At 34.2% G+C, this 17,426-nt stretch carries 16 protein-coding genes; 12 read left to right on the forward strand and 4 right to left on the reverse strand.

The genetic code is table 11. From position 1 onward, the window contains the following. Nucleotides 1-41: 41 nt before the first annotated feature. Complete coding sequence (locus tag ASD98_RS11895; RefSeq protein WP_056204790.1) at nt 42-1,070, forward strand: hypothetical protein; 1,029 nt, start codon at nt 42-44, stop codon at nt 1,068-1,070. Nucleotides 1,071-1,199: 129 nt separating this feature from the next. Continuing rightward, a complete protein-coding gene (gene dnaG / locus ASD98_RS11900) occupies nt 1,200-3,272 on the forward strand; it encodes a DNA primase (RefSeq protein WP_056204791.1) in 2,073 nt (690 codons plus the stop codon). An 87-nt stretch (nt 3,273-3,359) separates the two neighbouring features. On the opposite strand, the gene ASD98_RS11905 is transcribed toward dnaG, so the two are convergent. Next, entirely contained in the window at nt 3,360-3,989 is a 630-nt protein-coding gene (locus ASD98_RS11905; RefSeq protein ID WP_026730588.1) for a response regulator transcription factor, read from the reverse strand. A gap of 92 nt (nt 3,990-4,081) precedes the next feature. After that, entirely contained in the window at nt 4,082-4,888 is an 807-nt protein-coding gene (gene nadE / locus ASD98_RS11910; RefSeq protein WP_056204794.1) for an NAD(+) synthase, read from the reverse strand. A 101-nt stretch (nt 4,889-4,989) separates the two neighbouring features. On the opposite strand from nadE, the gene gldB reads away from it, so the two are divergent. Together gldB and gldC are read left to right on the forward strand one after the other, a co-directional pair. Further along, nucleotides 4,990-5,943, forward strand: a complete 954-nt coding sequence (gldB, locus tag ASD98_RS11915) for a gliding motility lipoprotein GldB (protein ID WP_056204796.1) — start codon at nt 4,990-4,992, stop codon at nt 5,941-5,943. Then, on the forward strand, nt 5,943-6,278 hold the full coding sequence (gene gldC, locus ASD98_RS11920) for a gliding motility protein GldC (RefSeq protein ID WP_056204799.1): 336 nt from the start codon (nt 5,943-5,945) through the stop codon (nt 6,276-6,278). The genes gldB and gldC overlap by 1 nt, the downstream gene beginning before the upstream one ends. 113 nt (nt 6,279-6,391) lie before the next feature. On the opposite strand, the gene yihA is transcribed toward gldC, so the two are convergent. Together yihA and ASD98_RS11930 are read right to left on the reverse strand one after the other, a co-directional pair. Further along, nucleotides 6,392-7,024 (reverse strand): ribosome biogenesis GTP-binding protein YihA/YsxC, encoded by a 633-nt coding sequence (yihA, locus tag ASD98_RS11925; protein WP_056204804.1) that lies wholly within the window; start codon nt 7,022-7,024, stop codon nt 6,392-6,394. Nucleotides 7,025-7,065: 41 nt separating this feature from the next. Beyond that, entirely contained in the window at nt 7,066-7,830 is a 765-nt protein-coding gene (locus tag ASD98_RS11930) for an alpha/beta fold hydrolase (protein ID WP_056204807.1), read from the reverse strand. Between the two features lie 378 nt (nt 7,831-8,208). On the opposite strand from ASD98_RS11930, the gene ASD98_RS11935 reads away from it, so the two are divergent. From ASD98_RS11935 to ASD98_RS11970, 8 genes are all read left to right on the forward strand, one after another. Continuing rightward, nucleotides 8,209-8,682, forward strand: a complete 474-nt coding sequence (locus tag ASD98_RS11935) for a division/cell wall cluster transcriptional repressor MraZ (protein WP_056204812.1) — start codon at nt 8,209-8,211, stop codon at nt 8,680-8,682. Then, nucleotides 8,657-9,565, forward strand: coding sequence for a 16S rRNA (cytosine(1402)-N(4))-methyltransferase RsmH (rsmH, locus tag ASD98_RS11940; protein WP_199866289.1), 909 nt, complete (start codon nt 8,657-8,659; stop codon nt 9,563-9,565). The genes ASD98_RS11935 and rsmH overlap by 26 nt, the downstream gene beginning before the upstream one ends. A 16-nt stretch (nt 9,566-9,581) precedes the next feature. Next, nucleotides 9,582-9,929, forward strand: coding sequence for an FtsL-like putative cell division protein (locus ASD98_RS11945; RefSeq protein WP_056204815.1), 348 nt, complete (start codon nt 9,582-9,584; stop codon nt 9,927-9,929). Next, complete coding sequence (locus tag ASD98_RS11950) at nt 9,920-11,929, forward strand: penicillin-binding protein (protein WP_056204817.1); 2,010 nt, start codon at nt 9,920-9,922, stop codon at nt 11,927-11,929. The genes ASD98_RS11945 and ASD98_RS11950 overlap by 10 nt, the downstream gene beginning before the upstream one ends. Next, nucleotides 11,926-13,389, forward strand: a complete 1,464-nt coding sequence (locus tag ASD98_RS11955; protein ID WP_056204824.1) for a UDP-N-acetylmuramoyl-L-alanyl-D-glutamate--2,6-diaminopimelate ligase — start codon at nt 11,926-11,928, stop codon at nt 13,387-13,389. The genes ASD98_RS11950 and ASD98_RS11955 overlap by 4 nt, the downstream gene beginning before the upstream one ends. Before the next feature lie 74 nt (nt 13,390-13,463). Then, entirely contained in the window at nt 13,464-14,696 is a 1,233-nt protein-coding gene (gene mraY, locus ASD98_RS11960) for a phospho-N-acetylmuramoyl-pentapeptide-transferase (protein WP_056204827.1), read from the forward strand. After that, nucleotides 14,697-16,028: a UDP-N-acetylmuramoyl-L-alanine--D-glutamate ligase gene (murD, locus tag ASD98_RS11965; protein WP_056204830.1), complete on the forward strand. Its 1,332-nt coding sequence runs from the start codon at nt 14,697-14,699 to the stop codon at nt 16,026-16,028. 72 nt (nt 16,029-16,100) lie between these two features. Then, complete coding sequence (locus ASD98_RS11970) at nt 16,101-17,420, forward strand: FtsW/RodA/SpoVE family cell cycle protein (protein WP_056204833.1); 1,320 nt, start codon at nt 16,101-16,103, stop codon at nt 17,418-17,420. Nucleotides 17,421-17,426 lie beyond the last annotated feature (6 nt).

Below are 17,426 nucleotides of genomic sequence, written 5' to 3' on the forward strand. Positions count from 1 at the left end.
TTAATAATCATCAATCAACAATCAAAATTAAAAAATCAATCATGAAAAATTTTACCATTTACCTCGTAATCCTGGTTTTCTTATTCGTAAGCAAAGTTCTGGGACAGGAAACCTTTGAATCAAGAGCAAAGCAAATTGCCAATAAAATCGAAAAGATTACCAAAGAAGAAAAAGAAACCCTGAAACAAGAAATTGAAGCTGTAAATGTTCAATTATCAGAAGGGAAAATCACACAAGAACAGGCTGATAAACGCAAAAAAGAATTAGCAGAAGCCCGTGCCGTAATTATCGAAGAAAAAGTGACTTTGGCACAAAATGAACTGAACGATTTGGTTCAGCAAAAAGTTGACGGAAAAATCAAAGAAGATTCTTCTAAAGTCTACATGATCCGATGGAAATCTAATAGACATGACAAAGATTCGATTCACGGTGAAAAAAGAACAACATCGCAATTTGTATTTGCAATGGGTTTGAATAATACAATGGTTGACGGAAAACTACAAGATTCTAATTACCGTTTTATGGGTTCGCACTTTTATGAATGGGGTTTTACCTATAACTCAAGATTAATGAAAAATGATAATCTGCTTCATGCTAAATACGGACTTTCATTGATGTATAATAATATTCGCCCGACAGATAACAGAAGTTTTGTGGTAGACGGCAATCAAACCAATCTTGTAGAAAATCCGGTTCATTTGACAGAATCTCGTTTTAGAAACGTGTATTTGGTGGCTCCGGTGCATTTAGAATTTGATTTTACAAAAGCAGGAGAAAGCAACGGAAAAAAATATTTCAAAACCCACAAAAATTTCCGTTTTGGAGTAGGAGGTTACGCTGGAATCAATGTGAAATCAAAACAAATTTTAAAATTTGAAGAAGACGATTTAAAGTATAAAACCACAATTAAAGGCGATTATAATGTAAATAATTTTATTTACGGTTTGAGTTCTTACATTGGTTACAGAGAATTGAGTTTGTATTTTAAATACGATTTGAACCCTATATTTCAGGATAATTTAACCAAGGAAAATAATGTTTCTTTAGGTTTACGCCTTGATTTGAATTGAGAATAAAGTTTGAATTTAGTTAGTAAAAAAGTGCTTCGAAAGAGGTACTTTTTTTATTTTAAATTCTAAAAATTCAAGATTGATTTATGTACTTTTACAAGCTATAATTTTTAAAAAAGAATTTACGTTTTGATTTCACAAAGTACAATAGATTCCGTTTTTGAAACTGCTCGCGTTGAGGAGGTTATCGGCGATTTTGTTAATTTAAAGCGTGCAGGAAGTAATTACAAAGGTTTGAGCCCGTTTTCTGATGAGCGCTCGCCTTCGTTTATGGTTTCGCCTGCAAAAGGAATCTGGAAAGATTTTAGTTCCGGAAAAGGAGGGAATTCAGTTGCTTTTTTAATGGAACATTCTCACTTTACCTATCCCGAGGCCATTCGGTATTTAGCCAGAAAATACAATATTGAGATTGAAGAAACCGAACAGACAGATGCTGAAAAAGCAATGACAGATGTTCGTGAAAGTATGTATTTGGTTTCAGAATTTGCCGCAAAGTATTTTGAGGATGTTATGGCCAATACTGAAGAAGGAAAAGCAATTGGTTTGTCTTATTTTAAAGAAAGAGGATTTACCACTGAAAGCATCAAAAAATTTAATTTAGGATATTCACCAGAAACCTGGGATGCACTGACCAAAGAAGCACTCGGAAAAGGCTATAAACTAGAATTTCTGGAAAGTACAGGTTTAACAATTGCCAGAGAAGATCGTCCTTTTGATCGTTTTAAAGGACGTGTGATGTTTCCAATTCACAGTATGTCGGGGCGTGTTTTAGGATTTGGAGGACGTATTTTAACCAACGATAAAAAAGCAGCAAAATACCTGAATTCGCCCGAAAGTGATATTTACCATAAAAGTAAAGTCCTGTACGGAATTTATCAGGCTAAACAATCGATAGCAAAACAAAACAATTGCTATTTGGTAGAAGGTTATACCGATGTTATTCAGTTTAATCAAGCCGGAATTGAAAATGTTGTAGCTTCTTCAGGAACAGCTTTAACACCAGATCAAATACGATTAGTGAATCGTTTGACCAGAAATATTACGGTACTTTTTGACGGAGATGCTGCCGGATTGCGAGCTTCTATTCGAGGAATCGATTTGATTTTGGAAGAAGGTATGAATGTTAGGGTTTGTACTTTTCCTGACGGAGAAGATCCTGATAGTTTTGCGCGCAAAAACTCGTATGACGCATTAGTTGCTTATTTAGAAGAAAACAGTAAAGATTTTATACAGTTTAAGGCTTCGATCTTGATGAATGAAGCTAAAAACGACCCAATCAAAAAAGCAGATTTGATTCGTGATATGGTTACTAGTATTTCTAAAATACCAGACCGTATTCAGCGTGAAGTCTATATTCAGGAATGTGCCCGAATTATGGATATTTCGGAGCAGGTTTTGGTAAGTACGCTGGCACAGCTGATTCAAAAAGATCTTGCAGAAGCTAATAAAAAGCAAAAGCAGGAACAAAAACCTTTTGATGTTGTTAGAAATCAGCCTTCAAAAAATGCTAACTATTCTGGAGGAGATCCAGAAGATCCAAGAACAGGGCCGCCGGATGATTATCCGGGAGAGCCAGGGTTTTATCCGGCAGAACAAACAGAAAAAGTAGATATTCTGTACGGTTTCGAAAGAAAGATCATTGAAATATTGTTGCTTTACGGAAGTGTTTTAGAAGATTTTGAAGATGTTTTTCTAAAAGCCGATGAAGAAGGAAATATAAAAGAAGTATCTGAAAAGAGAAAATATAAAGTTTATGAAAAAGTTTATTTAAGTCTTCAGGAAGATGAAGTAGAACTGTCAAATACATTATTTCAAAATATTTACACCAATATTATTGAATTCTATAATCAAAATGAAGCATTTAGTCTTGATAAATATTTAATGCATCTACAGCCAGAATTTGCACAGGAAGTGACCAATATTTTAATGGAAGATGAAAAAGTGGCTATTCATAACTGGGAAGGACAGAATATTTTTCCGAAACATAAAAACGTAACCATCGAACAAAATGTTTCTGATACTATATTTTCTATGAGATGGTTTTTGGTTTCAAAACTTATTCATGAATTAAAAAATTCACTTATTTCTGACCCGCAAGAAGATAATTCGGAGTTGTTGATGATGGTAGTAGATTATTCTAAACTGCTGAATAACTTCTCTAAAAAGCTCGGAAGGGTAGTAGTTCCTTACCACGGCGGATAAAAGTCAAAAAGCTCTATAGTGATAAACAATATAGAGCTTTTTTTATGGTTGATGATTCTGGCCTAAGCGAATCAGGATACCATCAAATTAAATAATTTCTAAAGTCTTAGCCTTATTTACTAAGTCTACTAAATTAGTAACGTTTAATTTAGTTAATAATCTTAGTTTGTAAGTACTGATCGTTTTCTCGTTCAGATTTAAGATTTTAGAAATCTCATTGTTTTTCTTACCATCACTTAAATAACGTAAAACCTCGATTTCACGGTTAGAAAGTTTTCTGTACAAACGTTCGCTCTTGCTTTGTTTAGCAATAAGGGCCATGTTTTTGCGAACTGTTTCGTTGATGATAATTTTTCCTTCGTGTACTTTAATAATAGAAAGACCTAAAGTTTCAAGTTTTTCTGTTTTGTGCACATACCCGGATACTCCTGCTTTAATAGCATTTGGAGCATACATTTGCTCAGCTAGGTCACTGAAAATTACAATTTTTGTCTTCGGGAAATTTTTCAAGATTGATTTAACTTCGAAGATACTTGAAAGTCCTTCTAATTCTAGATCTAAGATTAGGATGTCGATTTCCTTCGTTTGAAGAATATCTCTAACCATTGAAAAATTGCCTACGTTGGCAACAATTGAAATTTGATCGTGGTCTTTGAAATAAGACTTAACGCCAAAGTGAGTCACAGGATGATTGTCTGCAAGACATACTTTAATCATAATTTTACCTTTTTAGAATTGTTATCATGTTTTTGGAATTGTAAAATTAATAAATAAATTCTGTAATTAATTATTGACAAATGTTAAAAATTTTATTTTAACGTTTTTGGGATTAAACAAACTGGTATTGGATCCATTTTATGCTTGTTGCTGGTGTTTAATCTTTTATAAATTTCAAAGACAGATTTTTCTCTCCCGTTAAAGTCATCCGCCGTTTTTCCTGACTCCGCGGTTAGCATCGCCCATTCTAGTTCGTCATAACTTGCGCCTAATTGATCTTCATCGGTTCTGTTATCTCCAAAAAGTCCATCTGTTGGAGCAGCTGTTAAAATTGAATTTGGGATAGCTAAAAATTCGCCTAAAGCATAAACATCAGATTTCATTAAGTCAGCAATTGGGCTTAGGTCAACACCACCGTCACCATACTTTGTATAGAAACCAACGCCAAAATCTTCTACTTTATTCCCTGTTCCGGCCACTAAAAGCCCGTGAATACCAGCTAGATAGTACAAAGAAGTCATCCTTAAACGTGCTCTTGTGTTGGCTAATGATAAATTAACTTTTGTTGAATCTTTTGAAGTTGGCACAGATGACTTAAATGCTTCAAAAGTGTCAGTTAAATCTGTTTTTACACTCGAAACATTCGGAAAACGTTTTTTTAGTTGTTCAATATGTTCTCTTCCTCTTGATACCTGACTTTCAGCCTGATGAATGGGCATTTCTACACATAAAACTTGTAAACCGGTCTGCGCGCACAAGGTAGAGGTCACTGCAGAGTCAACTCCGCCTGAGATTCCGATTACAAATCCGTTGACTTTTGCATTAGCAGCATAATTTTTTAACCATTCAACAATATGTGTATTTACTTTTTCTGTCTGAATTGTGCTTTTTTTAGCCATAATAGTTCAAGTTTTAAGATGGAGGGATGTATATTTGCAGAATTATTTTTTTAAGTAGAAAAGTACTTAAATTCCAGCAACACAAATCTAAATAAAATAAAATGAAAATTTATCGCTTTGTAGTGGTTCTGTGCTTGTTTTTTTTGTCTTGTGACCAAAAAACAAAGGTTGAAAAAGAGGTTGAAGAAATTCCGGTAGATATTAAAGTAGAGCGTTTTGATAAGGCTTTTTTTGAAACTAAACCTGAAGATCTTGCCAGGCTAAAAAAACAATATCCGTACTTTTTTCCAGGAAATGATGATAACGTCTGGCTTCAAAAAATGAAAGAGCCAATTTGGAGAGAAGTTTACAAAGAGGTTCAAAAAAAATACAGCAATTTCGAACCTGTCCGCGAGGAATTTAATGAGCTTTTCAAACATGTAAAATATTATTTCCCAAAAACGAAAACACCAAAAGTGGTTACTGTAATTGGAGAAATGGATTATACTTCAAAAGCAATTTATGCAGACAGTCTGGTTGTTGTTGCTTTAGAGCTGTATTTGGGAAAAGATCATAAATTCTATGAGTTTCCGGCTTACTTAAAATACAATTTTGAAGAAAAGCAGATTATGCCAGATGTAGTTTCGAGTTTTGCTTACCGAAACATTCCGGCTTATCCGGATAAAAATTTAGTTTCTCAAATGATTTTTGAAGGGAAACAGTTATACGCCAAAGATCTGCTTCTGCCTAATTATACAGATGCAGAAAAAATGGGTTACACACCCGAACAAATAAAATGGTGTGAAGAAAATGAAAGCTATATGTGGCGTTATTTTCTTGAAAGCGAAATGTTGTACAGTTTAGATCCTAAATTAACAACACGATTTATAACTCCAGCTCCATTTTCTAAATTCTATTTAGAAATAGACAACGATTCTCCGGGAAGAGTCGGAGCGTGGATTGGCTGGCAGATTGTTCGTTCGTATATGAAAAACAACAATGTGCCGCTATCAGAATTATTAAAAGTTAATGCAAAAGAAATTTTCGAAAAGTCAAAATATAAACCTAAGAAATAATGTCAAATACAATAAAATCAGAAATTAAGTTCAACGTCGAGTTAGACGAAAACCGTGTTCCGGAAAAATTAACGTGGAGTGCACAAGACGGAGGTGTTCAGGCAGAAGAAGCAAAAGCAATAATGTTGTCAATTTGGGATAGTAAAGCACATGAAACAATGCGTATTGATCTATGGACAAAAGATATGCCGGTAGACGAAATGAAAATTTTCTTTCACCAAACATTGGTTGCAATGGCTGATACTTTTAAACGCGCCACAGACGACGAAAAAATGTCAGATACAATGAAAGATTTCTGCGATTACTTTGCAGAGAAATTGGAGTTAACAAAGTAGTTTTAAATTCCAATAAAAAATCCCAAATTCCAATTTTAAGGTTGGAGTTTGGGATTTTTTATATTTTAATTTTCGTGTTGGAATTTGGATTTTATTTATTGGAATTTAACTTCTTAATTTGAATTTAAAAATCCGCTGTTGTTTTTAAAAACCTCCTGATTTACTTCATCTATATAAGTCAGAAGCTCTTCTTTTCCAATTGATTCTGTTGATGAGGTTACAAAATACTGCGGCATTTCGGCCCAGTTATTAGCATACATTTGTTTGCGATAAGCTGCAATATGCGAATCAATTTTTACTTTACTGATTTTGTCTGCTTTGGTGAAAATAATGCAAAACGGAATTTCGCTTTCTCCCATATAAGACATAAACTCAATGTCAATTTTTTGAGCTTCGTGACGAATATCAATCAAAACAAAAGCGCATACTAACTGCTCTCTGTTTTCAAAATAATCGGTAATAAACTGCTGGAAAATTGATTTTGTTTTTTTTGAAACTTTAGCATAACCATAACCCGGTAAATCGACTAAAAACCAATTATTGTTGATTTTAAAGTGATTTATCAGTTGTGTTTTTCCTGGTCTTCCAGATGTTTTTGCTAAATTTTTATGATTGGTAATCATGTTTATTAAAGATGATTTACCAACATTTGATCTGCCTATAAATGCGTATTCCGGCAGAAAATCTTTCGGGCATTTTGATGCATCAGAATTACTGACAATAAATTCGGCGGTATTAATTTTCATATTCTTGGTTTTTAAAACCTCCTTAAATCGAAAGTTAGAGGCTATAATTTTTGCTCAGTAAGCCATTTTTCAAGAATTTCATTAAATTCCTGAGGATGTTCCATCATAGCTGCGTGTCCACATTTGTCAATCCAATACAAAGTTGAATTTGGCAATAATTTATCAAATTCTTCGGCAACATTTGGCGGCGTTACAGAGTCATTTTTACCCCAAATAATACAGGTTTCAACTGTCATTTTTGGCAAATCTTTGGCCATATTATGACGAATAGCGCTCTTTGCAATCGTTAAAGTTTTAATCAGTTTAATTCGATCGTTAGCCGTTGCGTATACTTCATCAATAAGTTCAGGAGTAGCAATTTTAGGGTCATAAAATACATCTTCAGCTTTCTTTTTGATGTACTCATAATCACCTCTTCTTGGGTAACTGTCTCCCATTGCGCTTTCATAAAGCCCAGAACTTCCGGTAATTACAAGTCCGGCTACTTTTTCAGGATATAATTTTGTGTGGTACAATGCGATATGCCCTCCCAATGAATTTCCTAATAAAATAACCTTGTCAAAACCTTTAAAAGTGATGAAGTCCTTAACGTATTTCGCAAAACTTTTTACATTCGTTTTTAAAATGCTTTGTGTGTATATTGGCAAATCCGGGATAACAACTTTATATCCTTTCGCTGGGAAATATTCTGCTACACCATCAAAGTTACTAAGGCCTCCCATTAACCCGTGTAAAATTACAATAGGGGTTCCTTCGCCAGCTTCAAAATAGCTGTATTTGCCTTCTTTTTTGTAGTTTTTGTCCATCTAGTTTAATGCCAATTTCAATTTCGACAAATATAGGGTTTAATAAATAAAAATGAATTTTTGCCGTCATTTTTTAACTACATAATTTTAGTCGAATATATAAGTGTTTAAAAATCAGCTTTTAGAGTGCGTTTTGTTATATTATGGAATTGTTAAAATCATTGCATTATAATTACTTTTTTAAGAGAAAGACTATTTATTTTTTTTAATTGTTAAAGGATTCGATTCTTAAACTGATTAATATCTAAAGTGTTGATTTGGTAATAATTAAAGGAGGTGGTAGAAAAGTGGTTAAACTTATTAACAAAGTGGTATTTAGTGGTAATATGTGGTAATTTTTTTTATATTTTTGCTGTATAACATGTTAAGTGGATTTTCTTGAATACAATTGTAGGAACATATGAGTGTAAAGTCGATGCTAAAGGGAGGTTAATGATACCTGCGCCTTTGAAAAAGCAATTGGCTTCTTCCCTTCAGGATGGTTTTGTCTTGAAGCGCTCTGTTTTTCAGCAATGTTTGGAATTGTATCCAATGGATGAATGGAATTTGATGATGGCGAAAATTAACAAGTTGAATCGTTTTGTAAAAAAGAACAATGATTTCATTCGCAGATTTACTGCCGGCGTAAAAGTGGTGGAGATTGATGCATTAGGAAGATTGTTAGTCCCAAAAGATTTGGTGGCTTTTTCTGGTATTGCTAAAGATGTCGTTTTTTCATCTGCGGTTAATATTGTGGAAATTTGGGATAAAGATTTATACGAAAAATCAATAAGCGGCGAAGATATGGATTTTGCAGATTTAGCCGAAGAAGTAATGGGAAATATTAATGACGACGACAATGGAATATCATAATCCGGTTTTACTTCATCCAACAGTTGATGGTTTAAATATTAAGCCAGACGGCATTTATGTAGATGTAACGTTTGGCGGCGGCGGTCACTCAAAAGAGATTTTGAGACGATTAGGGCCTAACGGAAAGTTATTCGCCTTTGATCAGGATGAAGATGCTTTAGCGAATGCCCTGCCGGACGAAAGGTTTACTTTGATTAATGAGAATTTCAGATTTATAAAAAGATTTCTTCGTTTTCATGGTATTAAAGGTGTAGATGGGATTTTGGCAGATTTAGGAGTTTCATCACATCAATTTGATGTTCCTGAAAGAGGTTTTTCAACCCGATTTGATGCCGATCTCGATATGCGGATGAGTCAGAAAAATGATTTAAATGCTTATCGTGTGGTTAACGAATATGAAGAACAGGATTTACGTCGTGTTTTTTTTGATTATGGGGAGTTGAAAAACGCACCGGTTTTAGCAAGAACAATTGTAGAAGCCAGAAAAGATTATCCAATCAAAACGACAGATGAACTGAAAGATGTTTTGAAGAAATTTTTACCAGAGAAAGTCCGAAACAAAATATTGGCCCAGATTTATCAAGCCATTCGAATTGAAGTAAATCAGGAAATGGACGTTCTAAAAGAATTTATTGAGCAATCATTAGAAATTCTTAATCCGGGTGGGAGGCTTTCAGTAATCTCCTATCATTCTTTAGAAGACAGACTGGTAAAAAGATTTATTAAAAACGGAATGTTTGAAGGAGAGCCGGAAAGAGATTTTTTCGGAAATTTTTCAGTACCGTTTAAAACAATAGGGAAACTGATTGTTCCGGATGATGAAGAAATAAAAATCAACAACAGAGCAAGAAGTGCAAAATTGAGAATTGCCGAAAAGATATAATATATATAGGTAGAAAATGAAAAGTGGAGTATTCAGCATATTAAAAGCAAGATTTCTAATAAACGACGACGCAGTAAAAAACTGGCGGTTCATTGTTTTTATAATTCTGCTGGCTATTTTGATGATTGCAAATACTCAGCGATATGAACAGAAAGTTTTTGAAATCGCAAAACTAAATAATGAAGTAAAAGAATTACGATCAGAATTTGTAGATCGACGTTCAGAACTGATGAAATTAAAAATGGAATCTACGATATCAGATAAAATGCTTGAAAAACAAATTTATCCATCGACAGTTCCTCCAACAAAAATAGAAGTTAAAAAAGAAGAAGAAAAAAATTTCTTTAAAAGAATATGGCAGTAGACGATAAACATATATCCTACAGAATTTACCTCGTAGCAGTTTTCATCTTTTTGATGGCAATTGCTATTGTTGTTAAATTAACCAATATTCAATGGGTTGAAGGAGATTATTACAGAAAACTGGCAAAACAGCGTACTGTTAGAAATTTTGTAATTCCGGCAAACAAAGGAAATATTTATTCTGCAGATGGAAGTTTACTGGCAACTTCAATTCCGAATTATGAAATTCGTTTTGATGCAAAAGCGCCAAAAACAGAAACTTTTGAAAAACACGTAAAAGCATTATCAGATTCTCTGGCAACTATTTTGGATAAACCGGGAAGTTATTTCCAAAAAGAATTAAGAAAAGCCAGACAAAACAAAAACCGTTATTATTTAATTGCCCGTAATTTAAGTTATACCGAATATGTAAAAATTAAAGGTTTTCCATTATTCAATTTAGGTGCTTTTAAAGGCGGAATTATTGTAGAACAAGAAACCGTTAGAAAACATCCGATAGGAAAAATTGCCGAAAGAACAATTGGTTACGATCGCATTGATCCTGCAACCGGAGTTGAAGTTGGAAAAGGAATTGAATGGGCTTTTAAAAGTTATTTGAACGGAAAAGACGGGAAAATCCTAAAACAAAAAATTGCAAAAGGCCAATGGAAACCAATTCGTGATTTAAATGAAGTAGATCCAATTGACGGTTACGATGTTATTTCGACAATAGATGTTTTCATTCAGGATATTGCACATCATGCTTTACTAAAACAACTGGAAGATTATGAAGCAGATCACGGTTGTGTCGTGGTTATGGAAACAGAAACAGGCCATGTAAAAGCGATTTCAAATTTAGGAAGAGCAGAAGATGGATCATATTATGAAACAACAAACTATGCAATTGCTGAATCTCACGAGCCGGGATCGACTTTTAAATTAGTTGATTTAATGGCAATTTTAGAAGATAAAGTAGCAGATACTAGTACCGTTTACGATAGTCACGGAGGTCAAGTTAAATATTACGGGCGAGCTGTTAATGATTCGCATAAGGGCGGTTATGGGAAAGTTTCATTAGCGCGTGGATTTGAACTTTCGTCAAATACAGTTATGGTTCAGGCGATTTATGAAAATTATAAAAGTAATCCGTCTAAGTTTGTGAATCATATTAATAGTTACGGATTAAACAAGACATTAGGATTGCATTTTAAAGGAGAAGGAAGACCGTATATTCCACAGCCTGGAGACAAACATTGGTCAGGAACAACGCTTCCGTGGATGGCTTTTGGATATAATGTTTCGGTTACGCCAATGCAGACTTTGGCATATTATAATTCAGTTGCCAATAATGGTGTAATGGTAAAACCGCAATTTGTTTCTGAAATTAAAGAATGGAACAAAACCATCAAAAAATTTGATGTTGAAGTTATAAATCCAAGAGTTTGTTCGCCGGAGACTATTAAAAAACTGAAAGCAGTATTGTTGAATGTGGTTAAAAAAGGAACAGGTTCTAAGTTGTATTCGAAAGATTTTTCAATGGCAGGAAAAACAGGAACGGCTCAGATGAATTATGGAGGGAAAGAAGGAAAATCAGCATTGTATTATGCTTCTTCTTTCGTAGGATATTTTCCGGCAGATCATCCTAAATATTCTTGTATTGTGGTAGTTCACAAACCAAATACATCAAAAAACAATTATTACGGAGCAGATGTTGCGGGACCGGTTTTTAAAAGAATTGCCCAAAAAATATTTACAGATGCACCTTCAACAAATAAAATAAAACAACTTGATTCTAAAATTGCAAAACAGGAAATCAGTTATGACAAGTTTGATAAAGAATCAAACAAAAAATTAAATCAAATTCCGAATTTAAAAGGAATGCCGGGAATGGATGCCGTTGCCTTACTTGAGAATTTAGGTTTAAAAGTAAAAGTAAACGGATTTGGAAAAGTTAAGAATCAATCGATTCAGGCGGGACAAAACATAATTAAAAACACAACAATAGTATTAGAATTATCGTGAAAATACTAAAAGACATATTATATAAAGTGGCTATCGAATCTGTAACAGGTTCGACAGAAATTGGTATCCATAAAATTGAATTTGATTCCCGAAAAGTAGAGTCAAATGATATTTTTGTGGCCATTCGCGGTTCATTATCTGACGGGCACGATTATATCGAAAAAGCGATTCAGTTAGGAGCAAAAGCTATTATTTGCGATACACTTCCTCAAAATATTGAGAAAGAAGTAACTTATATTCAAGTAAAAGATACTAATACAGCATTGGCTTTTATTGCTGCTAATTATTTTGAAGATCCATCTTCAAAACTAAAATTAGTCGGCGTAACAGGTACAAACGGAAAAACAACAATTGCATCATTATTATTTCAATTGTTTCAAAAAGCAGGATTTAAAGTTGGTTTATTATCAACTGTAAAAATCATGGTTGATGATACAGAATATCCTGCAACGCATACAACACCAGATTCAATTACAATCAATCATTATTTAAATGAGATGGTTGAAGCTGGAGTAACGCATTGTTTTATGGAAGTGAGTTCGCACGGAATCCATCAAAAACGTACAGAAGCTTTGCATTTTGTAGGTGGAATTTTCACGAACCTTTCGCACGATCATTTGGATTATCACGCAACTTTTGCAGAATATAGAGACGTAAAAAAGTCATTTTTTGATTCTCTGCCAAAAACAGCTTTCGCATTATCAAACATCGATGATAAAAACGGAACTGTAATGCTGCAAAATACTGTGGCAAGAAAGTTTACATATGCTCTAAAATCATATGCTGATTTTAAAGCAACAATTTTAGAAAGTCAATTGTCTGGTTTGTTATTAAAAGTAAACGACAATGAGGTTTGGGTAAAACTAATTGGGACTTTTAATGCATACAATGTTTTGGCGATTTACGGAACTGCAGTCGAGTTAGGTTTAGATAGTTTGGAAGCATTGCGCTTACTGTCTGATTTAGAAAGTGTTTCGGGTCGTTTTCAATATATCGTAACGGATTCAAAAATAACCGCAATTGTGGATTACGCACACACGCCGGATGCTTTAGAAAATGTTCTAAAAACTGTTGATGATATTAGAACAAAAAACGAGCAATTGATTACTGTTGTTGGCTGCGGAGGAAACAGAGATAAAACAAAAAGACCAATTATGGCAAAAATTGCGACAGATCTTAGCGATAAAGCAATTTTAACATCAGACAATCCAAGAAACGAAGATCCTGAAGTAATTCTGGACGAAATGGAACAAGGTGTAGAAGCTCATAATTATAAAAAGATATTGAGAATTACAGATAGGAAACAAGCGATTAAAACAGCTTGTCAATTGGCACAGCCAAATGATATTATTCTGATTGCCGGAAAAGGGCATGAAACCTATCAGGAAATAAATGGTGTTCGCCATCATTTTGATGATATGGAGACTGTAAAAGAAATTTTAGACCAACTAAATAAATAATAAAATTTTTAAGTTCAAATACCACAAGAATTGGAATTTGGAGTTTCAAAATTGGAATTTAAAAAATAGAAAATATGCTATACTATTTATTTGAATATTTTGACAAAACACTTGATTTACCAGGAACAGGAGTATTCCAGTATATCACTTTTAGATCGGCTTTAGCATTTATGCTTTCATTGCTTTTGTCAACTATTTATGGTAAAAGGGTGATTAACTTTTTGCGCCGCCAACAGGTTGGAGAAACAGTTCGTGAACTTGGTCTTGCAGGTCAAAACGAGAAAGCTGGTACACCAACAATGGGGGGATTGATCATCATTTTTGCCACATTAATTCCGGTTTTCTTATTCGCAAGGCTGCACAACATTTATATCGTATTGCTTATTGTAACGACGTTATGGATGGGAACTATTGGTTTTGTTGACGATTATATCAAAATATTCAAAAAAGACAAACAAGGACTAAAAGGAATTTTTAAAGTAATTGGTCAAGTTGGTCTTGGGATAATTGTTGGAGCAGTTCTTTATTTTAATCCTGCTGTGACAGTAAGAACTGATACAGGACGTACAGATGTTTTTAAATCAAATGTTAGCACAACTGTAGTTTTGCCGGCGCCAGTTGAAGAAAAATCGACAGCAACCACAATTCCTTTTGTAAAAAATAATGAATTTGATTATGCCGAAGTTCTATCATTTATGGGAGACGGATATGAAAAATGGGCTTGGTTAGTATTTATTCCAGTGGTAATTTTTATAATCACAGCAGTTTCAAACGGGGCAAATTTAACAGATGGAATCGATGGTCTCGCGGCCGGAACCTCGGCTGTTTCCGTCCTCGCACTCGGAATATTTACATTCGTTTCAGGAAATATCATTTTCTCAAACTACCTAAATATAATGTATATACCCAATTCGGGAGAGATGACCGTCTTTATATCTGCTTTTGTTGGTGCTCTAATTGGATTTCTTTGGTACAATTCATTTCCGGCATCGGTATTTATGGGAGATACAGGAAGTTTGACTATTGGAGGAATCATCGCAGTTTTGGCCATTGCAGTTCGTAAAGAAATATTGATTGTTTTGTTCTGCGGAATTTTCCTTGCCGAAAGTGCTTCAGTAATTATTCAGGTAACTTATTTTAAATATACGAAGAAACGTTTTGGCGAAGGCCGAAGAATTTTCCTGATGTCGCCGCTGCACCATCATTATCAGAAAAAAGGATATCATGAAAGTAAGATTGTGACTCGTTTCTGGATTGTTGCCGTAATGTTAGCCATATTATCAATCGTTACTTTAAAATTAAGATAGATGAGGCTAGTAGTACTTGGTGGAGGAGAAAGCGGTGTTGGAACCGCGATCCTGGGTAAGAAAAAAGGATACGACGTTTTTGTATCTGATTTTGGAAAGATAAAAGAAAGCTATAAAGAAGTTCTTATCATTAATAAAATTGCCTGGGAAGAAGAACAGCATACTGAAGATTTGATTCTGAATGCTGATTTGGTAATGAAAAGTCCGGGAATTCCAGAGAAATCTCCAATAGTTAAAAAGTTGATTGAAAAAGGGGTTAAAGTAATTTCAGAAATCGAATTTGCCGCTCCTTATACAGAAGCAATGACAGTTGGAATTACCGGAAGTAATGGTAAAACCACCACCACAATGCTCACGTATCATTTGCTTAAATCGGCTGGACTCAATGTAGGTTTGGGAGGAAATATAGGAAAGAGTTTTGCCTGGCAGGTAGCCGAAAATAAATACGACGCATACGTTCTTGAATTAAGCAGTTTTCAGTTAGACGGAATAATAGAGTATAGGCCGGATATTGCTATAATAACCAATATCAGCCCGGATCATTTAGATCGATATGAGTATAAATATCAAAATTATATCAATTCGAAGTTCCGAATAACGATGAACCAAACCGAAAGTGATTATCTCATTTATGATGCAGACGACGAGGCAAGCGCAGAATGGTTAAAAAACAACAAAACAAAAGCAAAATTAATTCCTTTTTCATTGACAAAAAGTTTTGACGAAGGAGCTTCTATAAATAACAACAAAATGGAAATAAAGATCAACCAAGAAGAGTTTACAATGGAAACAGAATACATTGCGTTAGAAGGAAAACATAATATGAAAAACGCAATGGCAGCAAGCTCTGTAGCAAAATTGATGCAAATTAGAAATGCAACAATTCGTGAAAGTTTATCTAATTTTCAAGGTGTTGAACACCGTTTAGAAAAAGTATTGAAAATCCAGAATGTACAATACATCAACGATTCAAAAGCAACTAACGTAAACGCTACTTTCTTTGCTTTAGACAGTATGAATGTTCCAACTGTTTGGATCGTAGGTGGAGTAGACAAAGGAAACGATTATAATGAGTTAATGTCGTTGGTTCGTGAAAAAGTAAAAGCCATTATTTGTCTTGGAGTTGATAACCATAAAATTATTAATGCTTTTGGGGATGTAGTAGATATTATGGTCGAAGTGAATAATATGAGTGATGCTGTAAAAACAGCTCAAAAATTAACAGAAAAAGGTGATGCAGTTTTATTGTCTCCAGCCTGCGCAAGTTTCGATTTATTCGAAAACTACGAAGACAGAGGGAAGCAGTTTAAGCAAGCAGTACATAACTTGTAAAAAAAATAGTTTCAGGTTTCACATTATGTGCGAACCTGAAACCTGAAACAAGAAAAACTTGAAACTAAAAACATGAAGGAGTTAGTAAACAAACTAAAAGGAGATAGGGTAATATGGTCATTCGTGGCTTTATTGGCGTTGTTTTCGTTTATGCCTGTTTTTAGTGCGAGTAGTAATCTGGCGTATATTGGCCATGGAACCGGAAATACATTGGGTTATTTAGTAAAACATTTAGCACACGTTTGTATAGGTTTCCTGATCATATATTGGGTTCACAAAGTGCCGTATCATTATTTCAGGGCAATTTCAAAAATTGCACTTCCGGTAGTTTGGCTGTTGTTATTATATACTTTGTTGAAAGGAACTGTAATTGCAGGAGCAAATGCAAGTCGTTGGATTCAGGTACCGTTCATTGGAATTACGTTTCAAACATCAACATTAGCGGCCAGCGTATTGTTTATTTATGTAGCGCGTTATTTGTCGAAAACCAAAGAAGAAAATGAGCCGTTTCAAACCTCATTTATTCAGCTTTGGGTCCCGGTATTTATCACTTTGGCATTGATATTACCAGCCAATTTTTCAACCACAGCGTTGATTTTTGCAATGGTAATGATGCTGACATTTATTGGTAAATATCCATTAAAATATATTGCTTTTATCATTGGGTCAGGAATTGCGATGTTAGCATTTTTCCTTTTGGTAGCAAAAGCATTTCCAGAATCAAGATTCTTCAGCAGGGTATCAACATGGGAAAGTCGTATAATGAATTTTACGACAGATAAACCAGATGAAGATGATTATCAAATTGAAAAAGCAAAAATTGCAATTGCATCTGGAAGACTAGGGGGATTGGGCCCTGGAAAAAGTGTTCAAAAGAACTTTTTACCACAATCATCTTCCGATTTTATTTACGCCATTGTAGTAGAAGAATATGGTTTAGTTGGCGGAGTTTCGATATTAGTGCTGTATTTATTGTTGTTATTCCGATTTGTGATTGCATCACATAAAGCCAATACGTTATTCGGAAAATTAGTCGTTGTCGGCCTCGGATTTCCAATGATATTTCAGGCGATGATTAATATGGCCGTTGCAGTAGAATTACTGCCGGTAACAGGGCAGACGCTTCCGCTGATAAGTTCTGGAGGAAGTTCAATCTGGATGACTTGTTTTTCACTTGGAATCATTATTAGTGTTACCAAGAAAGAGGAAGAAATCGCCGAAGAACAAGAAGAAAAAGAAAGAAGAAAAGAAGCACTTCAAAGATTAATAGATAAAGAATTGGCAGAAGAAGATCTGCCGGTTGATGCAAGAGAAGAAATTTACGATGAAGAAGCGATGTATTCCATTCAGGATAATTCAAAAAACCCGATGAATGCAGTTTTAAACAAATAAGATTAA

This window comes from Flavobacterium sp. Root186, from assembly GCF_001428525.1.
In the GTDB taxonomy this organism is placed as follows: Bacteria; Bacteroidota; Bacteroidia; order Flavobacteriales; family Flavobacteriaceae; genus Flavobacterium.